14 protein-coding genes are annotated in these 19549 nt (G+C 61.5%); 13 read left to right on the top strand and 1 reads right to left on the bottom strand.

The window, feature by feature from the left end; translation table 11 throughout:
• The first annotated feature begins 579 nt into the window (after positions 1–579).
• The 7 genes from ABIC50_RS10800 (at position 580) to ABIC50_RS10770 (ending at position 11789) form a co-directional block, all read left to right on the top strand.
• Entirely contained in the window at positions 580–1455 is an 876-nt protein-coding gene (locus ABIC50_RS10800) for an AraC family transcriptional regulator (protein ID WP_354163716.1), read from the top strand.
• 319 nt (positions 1456–1774) lie between these two features.
• On the top strand, positions 1775–4489 hold the full coding sequence (gene mdeB, locus ABIC50_RS10795) for an alpha-ketoglutarate dehydrogenase (RefSeq protein ID WP_354164438.1): 2715 nt from the start codon (positions 1775–1777) through the stop codon (positions 4487–4489).
• Between the two features lie 114 nt (positions 4490–4603).
• Entirely contained in the window at positions 4604–5989 is a 1386-nt protein-coding gene (gene aceF / locus ABIC50_RS10790; RefSeq protein WP_354163714.1) for a dihydrolipoyllysine-residue acetyltransferase, read from the top strand.
• Positions 5990–6270: 281 nt separating this feature from the next.
• Positions 6271–8022 carry a dihydrolipoyl dehydrogenase gene (gene lpdA / locus ABIC50_RS10785; protein ID WP_354163712.1) on the top strand — a complete coding sequence of 584 codons (1752 nt, stop codon included), beginning with the start codon at positions 6271–6273 and terminating at the stop codon, positions 8020–8022.
• Between the two features lie 247 nt (positions 8023–8269).
• Positions 8270–8779, top strand: a complete 510-nt coding sequence (locus tag ABIC50_RS10780) for an Lrp/AsnC family transcriptional regulator (RefSeq protein ID WP_011661374.1) — start codon at positions 8270–8272, stop codon at positions 8777–8779.
• Positions 8780–8801: 22 nt separating this feature from the next.
• Entirely contained in the window at positions 8802–9950 is a 1149-nt protein-coding gene (gene ribB / locus ABIC50_RS10775; protein WP_354163710.1) for a 3,4-dihydroxy-2-butanone-4-phosphate synthase, read from the top strand.
• 201 nt (positions 9951–10151) lie between these two features.
• Positions 10152–11789, top strand: a complete 1638-nt coding sequence (locus tag ABIC50_RS10770; RefSeq protein WP_354163708.1) for an acyl-CoA synthetase — start codon at positions 10152–10154, stop codon at positions 11787–11789.
• 37 nt (positions 11790–11826) lie between these two features.
• On the opposite strand, the gene ABIC50_RS10765 is transcribed toward ABIC50_RS10770, so the two are convergent.
• Positions 11827–12648, bottom strand: a complete 822-nt coding sequence (locus ABIC50_RS10765; RefSeq protein WP_354164436.1) for an AraC family transcriptional regulator — start codon at positions 12646–12648, stop codon at positions 11827–11829.
• A 218-nt stretch (positions 12649–12866) separates the two neighbouring features.
• On the opposite strand from ABIC50_RS10765, the gene ABIC50_RS10760 reads away from it, so the two are divergent.
• From ABIC50_RS10760 to ABIC50_RS10735, 6 genes are all read left to right on the top strand, one after another.
• Positions 12867–13631 carry an enoyl-CoA hydratase/isomerase family protein gene (locus tag ABIC50_RS10760; RefSeq protein ID WP_354163706.1) on the top strand — a complete coding sequence of 255 codons (765 nt, stop codon included), beginning with the start codon at positions 12867–12869 and terminating at the stop codon, positions 13629–13631.
• 2 nt (positions 13632–13633) lie between these two features.
• A complete protein-coding gene (locus tag ABIC50_RS10755) occupies positions 13634–14413 on the top strand; it encodes a creatininase family protein (RefSeq protein ID WP_354163704.1) in 780 nt (259 codons plus the stop codon).
• Positions 14414–14707: 294 nt separating this feature from the next.
• On the top strand, positions 14708–15862 hold the full coding sequence (locus tag ABIC50_RS10750) for an LLM class flavin-dependent oxidoreductase (protein WP_354163702.1): 1155 nt from the start codon (positions 14708–14710) through the stop codon (positions 15860–15862).
• Positions 15859–16659, top strand: coding sequence for an enoyl-CoA hydratase/isomerase family protein (locus ABIC50_RS10745; protein WP_354163700.1), 801 nt, complete (start codon positions 15859–15861; stop codon positions 16657–16659). The genes ABIC50_RS10750 and ABIC50_RS10745 overlap by 4 nt, the downstream gene beginning before the upstream one ends.
• Positions 16656–18563 (top strand): AMP-dependent synthetase/ligase, encoded by a 1908-nt coding sequence (locus ABIC50_RS10740; RefSeq protein ID WP_354163698.1) that lies wholly within the window; start codon positions 16656–16658, stop codon positions 18561–18563. Before ABIC50_RS10745 ends, ABIC50_RS10740 begins: the two co-directional genes overlap by 4 nt.
• Before the next feature lie 165 nt (positions 18564–18728).
• Positions 18729–19235 (top strand): flavin reductase, encoded by a 507-nt coding sequence (locus tag ABIC50_RS10735; protein WP_229083575.1) that lies wholly within the window; start codon positions 18729–18731, stop codon positions 19233–19235.
• The last annotated feature ends 314 nt before the right edge of the window (positions 19236–19549 follow it).

The raw sequence follows: 19549 nt of genomic DNA, 5'->3' as shown, positions 1-19549 counted from the left end.
CGGACTCAACCCACGACGGCCTTGCCGTACGGGCAAGGCGCCGCACGCTATGGTGCTGCGCTGTCGTCCGTTCGGCATTGGTATGACAAAAACAATCTGTCTCCATTGATTTATTATTCGTCGCTCCAGATCTCATCGCGTGACGAAATCCGGGTCGCCTGGATCGTGAAGTCATTTTGATTGCACGGGGAAATATTGCCGCAGTTCAGGCAGCATTTCTTATTCTTGTGTTGCCGCAGTGGCGCTCCGTTCGGCCGATTGTGCGGTGAGAGCAGTCAATCGAAGCGTAATTCGCGGTCGGTGGCTCGCTGAACTTCGCGGTGCCGTCCACGTCGATCTGCTCGACGCACATCGTGGCTTTCGTCCGACTCGTGAAGCGTGCACGTGATGTGCCACAGCCCACGCACGAAGCACAATCGGGTCCGAACCGGACGGCAAGGCCGGATTCCAGGTGCAGGGAAGGGGAGGTCTTGCGCAATGAAGTCGTGGCGCCATTCCAGCTTGGTATGACGCGACTATGCCGGCTCGTGCTTCGCATCGATTTCGCTACAATTCCAACATGTCGCTAAAATGCCGGATATGAACCATTACGTTAGTCTTCCTGATTTTGCGGATCCCGACGCGATCGATCGGCCGGCGGTAGCGATGCACATGCGCGTCGACGAGCATGCTGCCGAAATTCCGGTTCACAAGCATCTGAAGGGGCAACTGGTGCTGGCGTTGCACGGCGCCGTAACCTGTCGGGTCGCGGGCGCGTTCTGGATCGTCCCGCCGCAATGCGGCGTCTGGATTCCCGGCGAGATGCCGCACAGTAACCATGCCACACCCAATGCCCGGCTTTGCTATCTGTTCGCGGAGCCCGGTATCGTCGACTTGCCGACGGATTGCTGCACGCTGTCCATTTCGCCGATGCTGCGGGAAATGATCCTGCGTCTGGCCGGTGCGCCGCTGGACTATGAGCAGGGCGGCCATATCGACCGGCTTGCACGCGTGCTGTTGCATGAGCTGACGTTGATGCCGGTCGAGCGCCTCTATCTGCCGGTTACGGATCATCCGCGAATCCGGCAGATGGCGGACGCGTTGAACGCCAATCCCGGCGATCGCAGCACCGTCGCGCAATGGGCCAAGCGTCTCGCCATGAGCGAGCGTTCGCTGGCAAGGCTCGTCGTCAGTGAAACGGGACTGACCTTTGGCCGCTGGCGGCAGCAGTTGCAACTGCTCGTTGCGGTGCGCGAGCTTGCCGGCGGCGCTTCCGTGCAACGCGTGTCGGACGAACTCGGCTACGAGTCGGTAACCGCCTTCATCACCATGTTCAAGAAAGCGCTCGGGCATTCGCCAGGCCGCTATTTCGCCGCGCTGGCTCGCACGCAATCGGAGGCCGCGCTCGCGCCGGCGGCTTCGACCGAGATGGACGACCGAGCGGATGGCCCAGCGGATGCCGTGGCCGATGTGTGAAGCCGCGCGCCTCGGCGCGTCGATGAACGTGTGGCGCGAGCGGCCGCAATCATGCGGCCGGTTCCTTGCTGGTGCCCGTCGTGATGTAACGCGCTTCGCGTTTCGACGCGCCTTTCGCCCAATTTCCCGCCCGTGACGCCGGGTTCTCCACGCGAGGCCGCCCGCATCGAATAGAAATGCTGTCGATCACGCATTTCGCAGAAGAGACTGCAGCCGACACCGCGTCGGCGGCCTTTAATACGACCACACATTCTGCGGCATCCCCCGTAATCTTTGCGCACTCGCCACTAAATTCGCATTGCTTTTACGGAGTTGCAAGATGACCGACTTATCGACGGGGACACCCTCGATCCTTTCCCTGGGCCAGACGAAAGTCGACGACGACCCACTCGAAACCGCCGAATGGCTCGACGCGCTCGATGGCGTGGTTCGGCATGCAGGTGCCGAACGGGCTCAGTACCTGTTCGATCGGCTCGCGGCCCACGCTTCGTCCAACGGTATCGCAACGGCGCGCCTCAATATCACGCCCTACGCGAATACGATTGCCGTCGATCAGCAGCCGCCGTATCCGGGCGACTTCGATATCGAAGAAAAGCTTGCCGCCGCGCTGCGCTGGAATGCGCTGGCCATGGTGGTGCGGGCCAATCGCGCCTACGGTGAGCTCGGCGGGCATATTGCCAGCTATGCGTCGGCGGCCGACCTGTTCGAAGTGGGCTTCAATCATTTCTTTCGTGGCCCGAATGATGCCCACGGTGGCGATCTCGTCTATTTTCAACCTCATTCCGCGCCGGGCGTTTACGCGCGGGCTTACCTCGAAGGCTTTCTCGACGACGCGCATCTCGAGCATTACCGACAGGAAATCACAGGTGCGGGACTGTGTTCCTACCCGCATCCGTGGCTGATGCCGGACTTCTGGCAGTTCCCGACCGGCTCGATGGGCATTGGGCCGATCAACTCGATCTACCAGGCGCGTTTCATGCGTTATCTGCAGAACCGCGGACTGCAACGCACGGAAGGCCGCAAGGTGTGGGGCTATTTCGGCGATGGCGAGATGGACGAACCCGAGGCGATCGGTGCGCTTTCGCTGGCCGCGCGCGAGCGACTCGACAATCTCGTGTTCGTGATCAACTGCAATTTGCAGCGGCTCGACGGACCGGTGCGCAGCAACGGCCGCATCATCGACGAACTCGAAGCGCAGTTCAAGGGGGCGGGCTGGAACGTCATCAAGGTGTTGTGGGGTTCGGACTGGGACGCCCTGTTTACACGTGATCGCACCGGGGCGCTGTTGCGCGCGTTCGCGCACACCGTGGACGGCCAGTTCCAGACGTTTTCCGCCAACGACGGCGCCTACAATCGTGAACGCTTTTTCGGTCAGAACGCCGAACTGGCCGCGCTCGTCGCGCATCTGAGCAACGACGATATCGATCGCCTGCGGCGCGGTGGCCACGATGTGCGCAAATTGCACGCTGCGTACGAAAAGGCGTCGAAACACAGCGGGCAACCTACGGTCATTCTCGCGAAGACGATGAAGGGCTTCGGCATGGGCGCGATCGGCCAGGGGCGCATGACGACACATCAGCAAAAGAAGCTCGACATCGACCAGCTGAAGGCGTTTCGCGACCGCTTTCGCCTGCCACTCTCCGACGACGATGTCGAACAACTCAAGTTCTACAAACCGGACGAAAGCAGTGCCGTCATGCAGTATCTGCACGCACGCCGTGCGGCGCTGGGCGGCTACCTTCCCCGAAGGCGCACATCGGCATCGCACGCGCCGGCCGTGCCCGCGATGTCGTCGTGGGGACGATTCGCGCTCGACACCAACGACAAGGAAATGTCGACCACGATGGCGTTCGTGCGCATGCTCGGCAACCTGTTGAAGGACGCCGAGCTGGGGCCGCGTGTGGTGCCCGTCGTCGCCGACGAGGCGCGCACCTTCGGCATGGCGAATCTGTTCCGGCAAGTCGGCATCTATTCTCCGCTCGGTCAACTGTACGAGCCGGAAGACATGGGTTCGATGCTCTATTACCGTGAGGATACGGGCGGCCAGATTCTGGAAGAGGGCATCTCCGAGGCGGGCGCGGTGTCGTCGTGGATTGCCGCGGCGACGTCATACAGCGTGCACGATCTGACGATGCTGCCGTTTTATATCTACTACTCGATGTTCGGTTTCCAGCGTATCGGCGACCTGATCTGGGCGGCTGCCGACCAGCGCGCGCGCGGTTTCCTGATCGGCGCGACGGCCGGCAAGACGACGCTCGGTGGTGAAGGTCTGCAGCATCAAGACGGCACGAGCCACCTTGCGGCCTCGACGATACCGAACTGCCGTGCGTACGATCCGGCCTTCGCGTACGAAGTGGCGATGATCGTCGACGAAGGCATGCAGGAGATGATCGCGCGTCAGCGCGACGTGTTTTACTACATGACGGTCACCAACGAAAACTACGCGCAACGTTCGTTGACTGAAGCGGATGTCGATCGCGTCCGGCGCGGCGTGCTCAAGGGGATGTACGTGCTGGAGCCCGCGCAGGTCGAGATCGCGCAGGTGCAGTTGCTCGGCTCGGGCGCGATTCTCGGTGAAGTCCAGGCCGCGGCACGGATGTTGAAAGACGACTGGAATATCGACGCGGCCGTCTGGAGCGTGACGAGCTTTACCGAATTGCATCGCGACGGCGTGTCCGCGGAGCGCGCGCAGCGGCTGGTGGAACGCGGCGAGCCTGCGGTGCCCTACGTGACGGCGGCCCTGGGCGCCGCGCGTGGGCCGGTGATCGCCGCGACCGACTATGTGCGCGCCGTGCCCGAACTGATCCGCGCGTACGTACCGTCCCGCTATGTCGTGCTCGGCACCGACGGCTTCGGGCGCAGCGATACACGTGCGGCATTGCGTGCGTTCTTCGAAGTGGACCGTGCGTCGATCGTGATCGCCGCGCTGAAAGCACTCGTCGACGAAGGCCAGCAGGACCCTGACATCGTGCGTCGGGCGATCGACCGATACGGGCGAACCGGAAGCGGGCTGATCGAACCCTGGCTTGTCTAGAACCCGTTGACCGGTGAGCGCCATGAGAGCGGCGCGCGAATCGGCTGCTCGAAGGCCTCGCGCGTCCATCGGTCCATCGCGGGAAATCCGATCGAATCAAGTGCGTCCGGCCTGATGAAGAGGGGGCGCCGACTGTTGAAACGCTTGCTGTTGGAGACGAATGTGCGGGTGACACGAATAGAAGTACCGGATATCGGCGATTACAAGAACATCCCCGTGATCGAAGTTCTGGTGGGAGTCGGACAACGCGTCGAACAGGAGCAGTCGCTCGTCATGCTCGAGTCGGACAAGGCGACGATGGATGTGCCCAGTCCCACCGCTGGCGTGATCAAGGAGGTGAAGGTCGCGGTTGGCGAGACGGTGTCGCAAGGCACGTTGATCGCGCTGCTCGAAAGCGATGGCGAGGGGCAGGACGACGCGGTGCCTGTGCCTGCGGGCGCGTCCGCTGCGCGCGACCTCACGTGTCCGCCGGCGAATGTCACGACAGGGCCAGTGCCAGCGCCCGCGGCGGCGCCCGAACTGAAATCCGCATCCACGCCATTGCATCGCGCCCCGGCGCGCGAAGGCGAGCCGTATCGCGCAAGCCACGCGTCGCCGTCGGTGCGCAAGTTCGCGCGAGAACTGGGCGTCGAGATATCGCATGTGCAGGGCACCGGTCGGAAGCAGCGCGTTACATCGGAAGACGTTGCCGCGTTCGTCAGGAATGCGATGACGGCATCGTCCGGCACGTCTCCGGTCTCGACGCCTGTCCCGGCGAACGGCGCGGAGCTGGGTCTATTGCCATGGCCGAAGGTGGATTTCGCGAAATTTGGTCCCGTCGATTCGCAGCCGCTGTCGCGCATCAAGAAGATCTCGGGCGCGAACCTGCATCGCAACTGGGTGATGATCCCGCACGTCACGAACAACGACGAAGCGGACATCACCGAGCTCGAAGCGCTGCGCGTGCAGCTGAACAAGGAGCACGAGAAGGCGGGCGTGAAGTTCACGATGCTCGCGTTCGTGATCAAGGCGGTCGTCGCCGGGCTGAAGAAGTTCCCGACCTTCAATGCGAGCCTCGACGGCGACAATCTGGTGTTCAAGCAGTACTACCACGTCGGTTTCGCTGCCGATACGCCGAACGGTCTCGTCGTGCCTGTGATCCGCGATGCGGACAAGAAGGGGCTCGTCGACATCGCGAAGGAAACGGCCGAGCTGTCGAAGGCCGCGCGCGACGGCAAGCTGAAGCCGGACCAGATGCAAGGCGGCTGCTTCTCGATCTCGTCGCTCGGCGGGATCGGCGGTACGCATTTCACGCCGCTTATCAATGCGCCGGAAGTGGCGATTCTCGGGTTGTCGCGCGGCGCGATGAAGCCGGTTTGGGACGGCAAGCAGTTCTTGCCGCGGTTGATCCTGCCACTCTCGCTGTCGTTCGACCACCGCGCTGTGGATGGCGCGGAAGCCGCGCGGTTCAATGCGTATCTCGGAGCGTTGCTTTCCGATTTCCGGCGCATCGTTCTTTGATGAGTGGAGGGGCTCGCGGGGGCGTGGGGTTTCTGTGGGGTTTCTGTCGGTCATCCACGCCTCGTCGTTGAACTTGCTTTCATAACGGTCCGCTAGCGTCGCCCCTGCGCGGGGCGGCGGTCACTTTTCTTTGTCTTCCAAAGAAAAGTAACCAAAAGAAAGGCGCGTCCTTGGGCGGACAGCAAAGGTGGTCCTGCCCAAGTCCCCGTTCTCCAGTCGGGCCGTCGTTCAGCGGTTGAGCCCTCTGCCTCTGTCAGCAGCTAATCAAGAAGGGGACAGTAATGAGTCTCATCGAAGTCAAAGTTCCGGATATCGGCGATTTCAGCGGCGTCGATGTCATCGAAGTCAACGTCAAGCCGGGCGACGTGATCGAAAAAGAACAAACGCTCATCACGCTCGAATCCGATAAAGCCTCCATGGAAGTGCCCAGCGACGTCGCCGGCACCGTCAAGGAAGTCAAGGTCAAAGCCGGCGAGAAAGTCTCGCAAGGCACCATCATCGCCATCGTCGAAGCAGCAGCAAGCGACGCCGCACCCGCGAAAGCACCCGAGGCAGCGAAACCCGCACCGGCTGCGCCCGCTCCGGCCGCCGCGCCGCAAGCCGGCAGCTACAGCGGCGCCGCCGACATCGAGTGCGACATGCTCGTGCTCGGCGCCGGCCCCGGCGGCTACTCAGCCGCGTTCCGCTCGGCCGACCTCGGCATGAAGACGGTGCTGGTCGAACGCTACTCGACGCTCGGCGGCGTGTGCCTGAACGTCGGTTGCATCCCGTCGAAGGCGCTGCTGCACACGGCACTCGTCATCGACGAAGCCGCGGCGCTCGCGTCGCACGGCATCACGTTCGGCAAGCCGGAAGTCGATCTCGACAAGCTGCGCGACTTCAAGGGCGGCGCGGTCAAGAAACTGACGACGGGCCTCGCCGGCATGGCGAAGGCGCGCAAGGTCGAAGTGGTCACGGGCGTCGGCGCATTCGTCGATCCGTATCACATGGAAGTGCAGGGCGAAAACGGCAAGAAGGTCGTCAAGTTCAAGCAGGCAATCATCGCCGCGGGCTCGCAAGCGGTGAAGCTGCCGTTCATGCCGGAAGATCCGCGCGTCGTCGATTCGACGGGCGCGCTCGAACTGCGCCAACTGCCGAAGCGCATGCTCGTGATCGGCGGCGGCATCATCGGCCTCGAAATGGCCACGGTGTACGCGACGCTCGGTGCCGAGATCGATGTTGTCGAAATGATGGACGGCCTGATGATGGGCGCGGACCGCGATCTCGTGAAGGTCTGGGAAAAGTACAACGCGAAGCGCTTCGGCAACGTGATGCTGAAGACCAAGACGGTCGGCGCGGAAGCGAAGGAAGACGGCATCTACGTGAAGTTCGAGGGCGAGAAGGCGCCCGCGGAAGCGCAGCGCTACGACCTCGTGCTCGTCGCGGTGGGCCGCAGCCCGAACGGCAAGCAGATCGGCGCCGACAAGGCAGGCGTGGCCGTCACCGACCGCGGCTTCATCGACGTCGACAAGCAGATGCGCACGAACGTCCCGCACATCTTCGCGATCGGCGACGTCGTCGGCCAGCCGATGCTCGCGCACAAGGCCGTGCATGAAGGCCACGTCGCAGCGGAAGCCGCGCACGGCGAGAAGGCGTACTTCGACGCGCTGCACATCCCGTCGGTGGCCTACACCGATCCGGAAGTGGCGTGGGCCGGCAAGACGGAAGACCAGTGCAAGGCCGAAGGCATCAAGTACGGCAAGGCCGTGTTCCCGTGGGCCGCATCGGGCCGCGCGATCGCGAACGGCCGCGACGAAGGCTTCACGAAGCTGATCTTCGACGAGGAAACCCATCGCGTGATCGGCGGCGGCATCGTCGGCCTGAACGCAGGCGACCTGATCAGCGAAGTGTGTCTCGCCGTCGAGATGGGCGCGGACGCGGAAGATATCGGCAAGACGATCCATCCGCACCCGACGCTCGGCGAATCGGTCGGCATGGCCGCCGAACTGTACGAAGGCGTGTGTACCGACCTGCCGCCGCCCAGAAAGGCCTGATCGCCATCTCGGCTTGCGTGTCGCAAGTATGACGAATAGCGGGTTTTCCCGAGCGTGCGGCGAGAATGTCTGTTTTTGGTGATAACTCGACTTTTTATCGGAATTTTCCGGAGAGCTGCCTCGCATAAACTCGTTCATCAGGTGATGTTGTTCGAATGCATGCTGGAGCGGAAATCGATGTTCTTCCCGAAAGCGAGCGTTCGAACCTCAGGGCACCGGAGCCTTGTGCAAAGAGGAGACCCAGGTCATGAACGTTGCGCTGGACAGGATAGACCTTAGCATCCTGAGTGAACTTCAGGAGGACTCAAGTTTGACGAATCTCGAACTGGCGGCTCGAGTCAACCTGTCGCCCTCTCCCTGTCTCGTCAGAGTCAGAAATCTGGAGCGTCTCGGTGTAATCAGCCGGCGCGTCGCCGTGCTCAATGCGTCCCTTCTCGGCCTGGGCATCATGGCCATCGTCGAGATCAGTCTGGAGCGGCAGGGCATGCAGGCGCGGGAGAGTTTCGCCGACACGGTCAGAGGCATCACCGAAGTCATGGACTGCTTCATGATGACAGGGCAAACCGACTATCTGCTGCGCGTGGTGGCGAGGGATCTCGTCGAACTCGAACACATCATCACACACAAGCTGACGTCGCTTCCCGGTGTGGCCAGCGTTCGCTCGAACGTCGTCCTGAAACGGCTTGCCAACAAGACGACGCTTCCTATCGACAAGACACGGCCTATCCAGATTCATGGACTGGCGCAGGCGTCGTGATCACATCGCGTAAGGTGTTCTCATGAGTAACGCAATGCCCGCCGGCGGGCCGGCGGATTCGCGCGCCGACATCGCGACGGCGTCGGAGATTATCGAAGAAGCGCGCGCCGGGCGGATGTTCATTCTGGTCGACGACGAGGATCGCGAGAACGAAGGCGACCTCATCATTCCCGCGCAATTCGCCACGCCCGACGCCGTCAACTTCATGGCGACGCATGCGCGTGGCTTGATCTGCCTCGCGATGACACGCTCGCGCTGCGAATCGCTGGGCTTGCATTTGATGAGCCGAATCAACGGCTCGCGGCACGAGACGGCCTTCACGGTGTCGATCGAGGCGCGTGACGGTGTGAGTACCGGCATCTCGGCGGCCGACCGTTCCCGCACGATTTCGATTGCGATCAATCCGGAAACGGGGCGAGACGAGCTCGTTTCTCCCGGGCATGTCTTTCCGCTCATGGCGCGCGACGGCGGCACGCTCGTGCGCGCGGGTCACACCGAGGCGGCAGTAGATATCGCCCGGCTGGCCGGGCTCGCACCGGCCGGTGCGATCTGCGAAATCATGAACGACGACGGCACCATGGCGAGGCTGCCTGACCTCATCGCCTTTTCACGGCGGCATCAGTTGAAGCTGGGCACGATCGCCGATCTCATCGCGTATCGCCGACGAACGGAACGGCTCGTGGAGGCCGTTGAACACGGCAGCTTTACCGAGCCGAATGGAAGGCATTGGCGGATCGTGGTCTACCGGAACCGGATCGACCAGGTCGAGCATATCGCCTTCGTCATGGGCGATCTACGGGGAGCCGACCCTGTTCTCGTGCGCATGCATGCGATGGATACCATGAACGACGTCATCGGCGGTCACCACCTCGCGTCTCTACGCGGCGCTGCGCGTTTGCTGGCGGACGAGAATCGCGGCGTCATCGTGGTGATCCGCGAGTCGCGCGTCACGGCCGTGTCGGAACGTGTGCGTTCCATGATGCATCCCAAGCCCGCCGAGCCGGAACTGCGTGATTACGGAATAGGCGCGCAAATTCTCACCGAACTCGGCGTGAAGAACATGATCCTGCTCTCCAATCATGAAAGAACGATCGTGGGGCTGGAGGGCTACGGTTTGAACATGGTGGAGCAGAGAAAAATAGAGCGTATTCACGACCATCAGGAAGTTTGACGCCATCCGGTCGTGCCGCCGTGCCGATGCAGAAATCGGGTTCTCCGGTTCTGGTTGCAGTGGCGTCTTTCCGGATGAAGTCGTGCCGCTCATTGCAGGGCGTTTCGTGACCATAAAAGCAACTGGAGGAGAGATGAGACACGCAGAAAACCTCGGCATCGTCGGCGAGCGCGCGAGTGCCATAGCCGCGGGGCGGCCCGCATGAAAACAACGGCAGACAATCCCTATACGATCGGACTCGAGCGCGACCGGGCGAACTTCATTGCCTTGTCGCCGCTGACGTTTCTCGAACGCGCCGCGTCTGTCTGGCCGGAGCGCACGGCCATCGTGCACGGCACGATTCGCCGCGACTGGGCCGAAACCTATCGGCGTTGCCGGCTGCTCGCCGGTGCGCTGCGCGGGCGCGGCATTGGCAACGGCGATACGGTGGCGATGATCGCGGCCAATACGCCGGAACTGTTCGAGGCGCATTTCGGTGTACCGCTTTGCGGCGCCGTACTGAACACCATCAACACACGGCTCGATGCCGACACGATCGCTTTCATTCTCGACCACGGCGACGCGAAGCTGCTGATCACCGACCGCGAATTCTCCCCGACGGTGAAGAAAGCCCTGGCACGGCTTGGCCGCGTCATTCAGGTCATCGACATCGACGATCCACAGTGTGGAGAAGGCGATCTGCTCGGCGAAAAAGACTACGAAGCGTTGCTGCAGGAGGCCATGCACACGGAATTCTCTGTCGCGATGCCGGAAGACGAATGGCAGGCCATTTCGCTTAACTACACATCCGGCACGACGGGCAATCCGAAAGGTGTCGTGTATCACCATCGCGGCGCATATCTGAACGCCGTGTCGAATGCACTATCGTGGCATCTGGACGAGGACACGACCTATTTGTGGACCTTGCCGATGTTTCATTGCAATGGTTGGTGTTTTCCGTGGACCATGGCGTTGGTGGCCGGCACCAGTGTCTTTCTGCGCCATACGCGGGCCGAGCGGATCCTCGCCGCCATCCGCGCCGAGGCGGTCACGCATTTTTGTGCCGCGTCCGTGGTGTTGAACATGATCAATAACGCCGCGCCGGAGCTGAAAGCGGGCATTCGTCACCGAGTCAAGGTCATGACCGGCGGTGCGCCGCCGCCCGCTTCGGTGATCGCCGGCATGGAGTGCATGGGCTGGGAGGTGACGCACGCGTACGGGTTGACCGAGTCTTATGGGCCGGTCGTGCAATGCGTGTGGCGCGAGTCGTGGAATGCGCTCGATCTCGATGCGAAAGCGCGACTCAAGGCCCGCCAGGGTGTGCGCGGCCCTGTTCTCGAGGCAATGATGGTGGCCCACCCGGATACGCTGGAGCCCGTTCCAAAAGACGGGCAAACGCTCGGCGAGGTATTTCTGCGCGGCAACAACGTCATGAAGGGCTACCTGAAGAATCCGGACGCCACCGTGGAGGCATTTTCCGGCGGGTGGTTTCACACGGGCGATCTCGGGGTATGGCATCCCGATGGCTACCTGGAAATCAAGGATCGTTCGAAGGACATCATCATCTCGGGAGGCGAAAACATTTCGTCGATCGAGATCGAGGACATACTGTATTCCCATCCCGCTGTTCTGGAGGCGGCAATCGTCGCGCGTCCCGACGACAAGTGGGGCGAGACACCTTGTGCTTTCATCACGCTCAAAGACGATTCGGTCGTGACTGAAGCGGACATCATCGCGTTTTGCCGCGAGCGGCTGGCACATTTCAAGGTGCCCAAGACCATCGTGTTCTCGCCACTGCCGAAGACTGCGACCGGCAAGATCCAGAAGTTCAACTTGAGGGAGCGAGCGCGCCAGCTGTGAAAGAGGCGGCGGCGTAGCACCCGCCGCCGCGTTTCGATCAACGCGACGAAGCCTCGTTCTTGTCCACTCGAAATTTTCCGGGACTTTGTCCCATGGTCTTCTTGAACATGGTGATGAACGAGTTCGGACCTTCATAGCCGAGCTCGAGCGCCACTGCGTGAACCGACGCGCCTGCCGACAATCGCTGAAGCGCAATGATGATATGCAGACGCTCGCGCCAGCGCCCGAAGGTCATGCCGGTTTCGCTGCGTACCAGCCGCGCGAGCGTACGTTCGCTCATCGCATATCGGCGCCCCCATTCCGCGATCGTGCTGCGGTCGGCGGGGTTGTCGAGCAACGCCGAAGCGATCTGTTGAAGCCGGGGATTGTCGGAGATCGGGAGAAAGACGTCGTCGGGCGCGAGCAGCGCGAGTTGATCCAGCAACACTCTGGCGAGCCGGCCCACCGGGCCGTCCTTCGGATAGTCGGGCGGGAACCTGGCCAGTGAACGGATCAGCTCGCGGATGAGCGGCGTGATCGTAAAGCTGCGGCAGTCGGTGGGCAGACCGGCCTCGTCCGGTGGAATGAAGATGACGTACAGCTTGGCGAAATCGGAAGCATGATTGCTGTGAGGAATGCCGCCCGGAATCCACACCGCGCCGTTGGGCGGGACGATCCACCATCCGCTCGGTGATCGGCACATGACCGACCCGCTCAATGCGACGACCATTTGCCCCTTGCGATGAACGTGCATCGGCAGCTCATCCTCTTTTCCACTCGTCTCCAGCAGAACGGAAATGACCGGCAAATCGACGGAGTCCGGATCGAACGGTTGATAGTTGATCTTCACCGCGTCTGTCATGGCTCGCGAAGCGGACATACGGATTTCAGGATTTTCGGGTTCCACGGTTCACTCGCTTTCTGCGCCTGCCGGGCCTCGGTGAATTCATGTGTCGTCGCCCTCGGCGCAACATACGGTGGGCCATCCGACTGACGCGATTTTAATCCGCCGAATCAACGATGGCGCCGGCAAATCAAAATTAAATTTGGGCCTGCTGGACCTACACTGACCCGATGAAAATTCACGAGACATCAGGTATGAAAACCGACGAATTGATTTGCACACACATCGATGCGGACGTCGTGCGGCTGACGATCAACCGGCCACCGGCGAACGCGCTGAGCGAACCGCTCATCACCGCATTGATGTCCATATTCCGCGACCTCGCTCGACAAGACGTGCCACCGGGCATCGTGCTCACCGGGGCGGGAGAGAAGTTCTTTTGTGCCGGCGGCGATATCAATGAAGTGGCGGACCACGAGCTCGCCCTGTCGCGCATGGAAGCGTTCCACGCGTTCCTGGCGCAACTCGATCAGTATCCGAGCCCGCTCGTGTGCGCGGTCAACGGGTATGCAGTGGGTGCCGGATTCGAAATGGTGCTGCATGCGGATTACGTCGTCGCGTCCGCTGAATCCCGGCTGGGATTTCCCGAGATCAATCATGGCTTGTTGCCCGCGGCAAAAGGCATGCGCCACGCAGCGGCCCTGCTGGGTCGACGTGCCGCGCGTTCGCTGCTTTTTTCAGGCGAACTGATCACCGCCGGAGAAGCGTTGGCGATAGGCGCGGTGGACGCGATATCCGCGCGCGATGAAACGCTGCGAGACGCGCTGGCCAAATGCCGCGAGCTTTGCACCAAAGATCGCCAACTCTTCGCCGCCATCAAGCGAACGCTGCGCGAGAGTCCACGGATGAACGACGAAGCGCTGCTGCAGATGACGCTCGATGACCTGCGTGGATATCTCGGTAACGCGCAGACCGCGGACGCAAGATCCAGATTTCTGAACCGCAACAAGAAGGTCTGATCGTGAGCAATCTCAAACTGCCGGAAACGCTGCATCTTGCGCGCATGACGTATGAGGACGTCGCGGCTGCATTAGCCACGCAGTTCGATCGCGTCATCATTCCTTGCGGCGCAATCGAGCAGCACGGCCCCCATCTGCCGCTGAGCATGGATGCCGATCATGCTGACGCGCTCGCCGTGGAAATCGCCACATTGCTGGGGCGAACCCTGATCGCACCGACGATACAAGCGGGATGCTCGAAGCACCACATGGCCTTCCCGGGCACGATCTCGTTGCAGGAACACACGTATGCCGCGCTCTGCCACGATTACTGCGTGAGCCTCGCGACACATGGATTCAAGCGCATCTACCTGTTCTCGGCGCATGTCGGCAACTTCAATGCCCTTCATGCGATGTTGCCGGGATTGCGACAGGCTGTCGGACCGGACGTCCAGGTGCTTGCCTATACGAATCATCAGGCGTGGCTGCGTGAATGGCGACTGGCGGTCGAGGAAGCCGGTGGCGATCCGGAATCCGTGGGCGGACACGCAGACATCGCCGAAACCTCCCTCATGATCCACCTTCATCCCGACAGTGTCCGACTCGCTCAACTCACGGCAGGCCACGTGGGCGTCATGACGACCGAGCAATTAAACCGGATGTGGAAGGAGGGCGTGGCGTCCATCTCCCGAACCGGCGTGCTGGGCGATGCGCGAGGATCGTCACGCGAGATTGGCGAGGCCTGCCTGCGTGCGACGGCGAGACTTCTCGCGTCGGCATTTGCAGCCGAATCGTCGACGTAGAAAAGGGCGGAAAGCCGGCAGCATGATCTGCCGGTATCGGCAAGGTCGCGGCATGAAAAGAATAAAAAATGCTGCGTGATCTGCGGCAATATTTATTCACGGAAACAAAAGAGACATCAAGGCAGAAACGGCATCCAGATAGATAAGTACCACTATCTAATAAGGATGAGACGTTTCCAAATCAAGTCAAACGGCGATGTCCATTGGTCAACGAACGGCGCGACACTGACCGAACCTCGGTAACAGTTCGCGCGCGCCGTGAATTTTCAAATTACTACTGTCAAGGAAAAGAAAATGCCATTGAAATTCGGTTTTTGGTCCGAGCAGGAGACGCAGGTCGGGCATAGCTACTCGAACAGGCTTCGCGAGCTGGTTCGCGAAGCGCTTTTCGCGGAGCAAATGGGTTTCGACTTCGTTGCGTTGTCGGAGCAGCACTTTGCGCTTGGCGGAGTGTCGAGTTCGGCGCCTGAAGTGGTCTTTGGTTATCTCGCGGCCGTCACTTCGCGAATCAAGCTTCGTCCTGCCGTGGCGTTGATGCCGAAGGCCATCAATCACGCTCTGCGTACCGCGGAACGGCTGGCGGCCACCGACATCCTCTCCGACGGTCGGATGGAGATGTATTGCGGGCGCGCGAACACGACGATCGCAATGCGCGCGTTCAATGTATCGCCCGAGGAAACCCTTCCGCAAATGGAAGAGGGCATGGCGCTGTTGCGCAAAGCGATGCGTGAGGACGTTTTCACCTTCGACGGAAAGTATTACCAGGTGCCGCCCCGGTCGCTCGTGCCGAAGCCGTTGCAAAAACCGTATCCCGTGCTCGGCGTTGCCGCCACCAGCGCGAACAGCCACGCTTGGGCCGGCTCGGAAGGCCTGGCGGTGATGAGCCATGCGATTTATCAGGGATGGGAAAAACAGAAGGGCCTGCTGGACACCTACTGGAAGAGCTGGAAGCGCGATGATACCGGACCGTTGCACAAGCCGCGTGCCGGCATGCCGCTCTTCATCGGTATCGGCAAGACCGACCAGGAAGCGAAGGACATTTACGCCCGCGCGATCATGAACTACGCGCGCATCTCGACCGACGCCTATCCGCGGCTCGCCAAACTCGCGGACAACTACGCGTACATGGCCGAAAGCGTGCCCGCGATGCAACGCGCCGCCGAAGATTGGGACTACCTCCTGAACGAATCCGCCACGACGGTGTGCGGAAGCCCCGATACCGTCATCCGTCAGTTGGAGCAATACGAGAAGCTCGGAATCGACGAGGTGCTGCTGCATATCGACTCGGTACCGCACGAGCAGATCATGTCGGCGATCGAGATGGTGGGTCGCTACGTGATTCCTCATTTCAACGATCGCAACAATATTGTCCGCCCGACCGACGAGTTGCTCGAGAAGATTCGCGCCATGCGCCCGCAGGCTGCCAACCCGCAGCACACTCAAGGATGAACCTACGTATGAATACGTCTTCGCGCTATCAGTATCTGAATGTCGAACAGCGGTCCTCCGGTGTCGCGATTGTCACGATGAATCGCCCGGAAATCCTGAACGCCATCAACTGGGACATGCACAGCGAGCTGGAACGGGTGTTCGTCGATCTGGATCACGACAAATCGGTCAAGGCGATCGTTTTGACCGGCGCCGGCCGCGGTTTCTGCTCCGGTGGCGATCAGAAGTCGATCGACAATGGCGATATCCCGTCGGCGACGCGCGGCGGCCGTCATCTCGTGAGAAACATGCTCGAGGTCGAGGTGCCGATCGTGGCGGCGGTCAATGGCGTCGCCGTTGGTCTGGGCGCGACGCTCGCGCTGTTCTGCGACATGATTTATGCGAGCCCGACCGCACGGTTCGCCGATACGCACGTCAATGCCGGTGTCGTTGCGGGCGACGGCGGTGCGGTGATCTGGCCGCTTCTTCTCGGGCCGGTCCGCGCTCGGCACTATCTGATGACGGGCGACTTCGTCAGCGCGGAGGAAGCGCTAACGATGGGGATGATCAACAAGATCGTCGAAAGCGACAAGCTGCTGGAGGCGGCGATCGATTACGCGGAACTGCTCGCGAGCGGTCCGCGCGACGCGATCGTCTGGACGAAATACTGCGTCAACAAGCTCGTCAAGCAGAATGCCCATCTGCTTCTCGATACGTCGCTCGCTCTGGAGACGATCACGTTCAATTCCCCCGAGCGCCGCGAAGCGGTGGCTTCGTTTACCGAAAGGCGCAAGCGCTTTGGAGACAACTGGAAATGAGCGCGGCACCGTGGACTTCCGGCAGTCAATTCACGACCACCACCATTCCGGCCTTGCTGATCGAGCGCGTGAAGAACGACGCCGACGCAAACGCGTTCTTTCAGAAGCGTGCCGGGGAGTGGGTGCCCACCACCTGGAAAGGCTATGCGAACGCAGTCTGTTCCGTGTCCGCCGCCCTCAGGGCGGCCGGTGTAGCACGAGGCGATCGGATTGCCATCATGGGCGACGTATCCCGGGAGTGGCTCATTGCCGACATGGCGACGATCTGCTCGGGAGCGGTTACGGTAGGCGTCTATTTCACCGCGTCGGTCGAAGAGGTCCGCTACTACCTGGAGGATTCAGGGGCGAGACTCGCTTTTGCCGGAAGTGCCGAACAGCTTCGGATCATGGAAGCGGCCGATACGTCCCGCAGGCTCCTCAAGATCGTGGTGCTCGATCCGGACTGGAAGCGCCCGCCTGGCGAAACCGGCATGAATGTCGTTTCACTCGCCGAGTTCGCGTCGCATTTTTTTGGCGACGAAGTCGCTTATCTGCGTGAGCAGGCCGAGCTTGCGAGGCCGACGGACCTGGTGAGCCTGGGTTATACCTCCGGAACCACGGGGCCGCCCAAAGGCGCGATGCTAACGCATGTGTCGATGCTCGCGGGCGCGTTCACGTGGCCGACCTTCTGTCCGGCGATATTGTCCGAACCGCAGCGCATGGTGGTCCATCTGCCGCTTTCGCACACGGTCGCGCGCATTCAGGCGACGACGCTGCCGTTGATCGCGAAGACGGTACCTTACTTCGTCGACGTGTCGGCCGATTTCGCGAAATGCATACAGGAAGTCAGACCGACGTCTTATATGGCGCCGCCGCGCTTCTATCAGAAGTTCGCGACCCAGATCATCAACCACGTAAACGGCAGCAGCGAAGCCGAGCAGAGAAACTACAAGCTCGCGCTTGGCATCGCGCGGGAAGTGCTGGCCGATCGGCTGGACGCAGGCACGGGCGACACATTCAAGGAACAGCTCTACGCCACCTGCCGTGAGCGCGTTTTCAAGCCGTTGCTGGCCAGAATCGGCTTCGACGATTTGCGCTATCCGTATACGGCCTCCGCTCCGGTGCCGCCCGAGGTCGTCACACTGTTTCAGTTGTGGGGCGTCAACTTGAAAGAGAATTACGGGCAAACGGAGATGGTCGGCGGAAACCTCGCGCAGGTGACCGACTGGTCGAGGCCTGGCAACTCCGGCGTCCCGCTTGACGACCCCGCCTGGGAAACCCGCGTGTTGCCGGACGGCGAAATGATCGTTCGAGGGCCGGGGCTGTTCATCGGCTACTGGAACAAGGAAGCCGAAACGAAGGCTGCGTTGCGGGACGGCTGGCTGTATACCGGCGACATCGTCAACGTTGGCGCGGACGGTTCGTACAAGCTGATCGATCGAAAGAAGGAGCTTATCAATACGGCCGCCGGCAAATCGATCAGCCCGGTTCAGATCGAAAACGAACTTCGCCAGAGCCCGTACATTACCGAGGCACTGGTGATTGGCGAAGGGCGCAAGTATCTGACGGCGTTGATCGAAGTCGACGGCACGCTCACCATGGACTGGGCCAGGACGCGCGACCCTTCGGTCACGCAGTACGCCGATCTGGCCACCTCGCAGATCGTTATCGACCTGATCCGTGAAGAGGTGGAAAAGGCGAATGCGAGGTTGGCGCGGGCAGAGCAGATCAAGGCGTTCAGGATATTCCCCGAGGAACTCACACCGGAAAACGGCGTGATGACCGCCACGCGCAAGAAACGCCGCAACGCATTGACGGCACGCTACGAGCACATTATTGCCGGCCTTTACGACGATGCCGAAGAACAGTTGATCAAAGAGCAGCTTGCCGGTTCAGGGCCAGCAGCTTCCGTTCATCAGCAATAGGAATCGCCGCCAGCGCAACTGGCCACGAGAACCCGTCGACGGTGCGGCGCGGGCAATGAACGGTGCAACGCCACGGGTACTTCACCACGCATGCTTCATGCAAGTACCTGTGGCGCTCCGCCATGAAGCCGCACCCCCGTTCCGTCCACCGAGAGAGGTACCGCCGTGATAGCACTTTCCCCTGACCGCACGACCTTCCGCGAAGCCATGTCCCGTATCGGCGCCGCGGTGAATATCATCACCACCACGACACCTTCCGGCGATGTCGGCATGACGGTGTCCGCGGTGTGCTCCGTCACCGACGACCCTGCTACCGTGCTCGTTTGCATAGGCCAGTCCAGCCGTCAATATGGCCACTTCAGCAAGGCGGGCATCATCTGTGTCAACGTTCTTTCCCACGAGCACGAGATGCTTGCACCGATCTTCGCGGGCAAGGGCGATGTCCAGATGACCGAGCGCTTCACGTACGGCGAGTGGATCCGTCTCGTCACGGGTGCGCCGGTGCTGGCCACGGCGGCCGCGAGTCTCGACTGCACGGTGGACCGAAGCATCGACATCGGCACACATACGGTCTTTTTCTGCGCCGTGCAGGCGGTACATCTCGGTTCCGCGTGTTCGGGCCTCGTCTATCACGGGCGCGCTTATCATCGGCTGCCGCACGCCATGGCTTGAGCTTGCCGTCCGCCACGTCCTGAATGACCTTGCATCGGTCCAGCTGGCGCATCGTCATCGTGATCCGCTCCGTTGCAGCCATCGCAGCCTCCGGCGCCGGACACCCGGCGGCCGTTCAGCTTACGCGGCACGAAAGCGGACATTTCTATGTAGCCATTACAATCCGATGTCATACCCGGATTCAGATGTCGTAGCGCCAGCTAAATACAGATGTCGCACGTTTCATCGGTTTTCTGTCCGTCAGCGTTGAAGCGCCGAGCCTGAAGCAGCAGGGCGCTGACGCTCACCCACGGGCCTTGGCAGACCGCCGATTC

Origin of the sequence: Burkholderia sp. 567 (genome assembly GCF_040545115.1) — a bacterium.
Classification (GTDB): domain Bacteria; phylum Pseudomonadota; class Gammaproteobacteria; order Burkholderiales; family Burkholderiaceae; genus Burkholderia; species Burkholderia ambifaria.
Note: the sequence above shows the minus strand (reverse complement) of the source record. Positions and strands in the feature narration are given on the sequence as shown.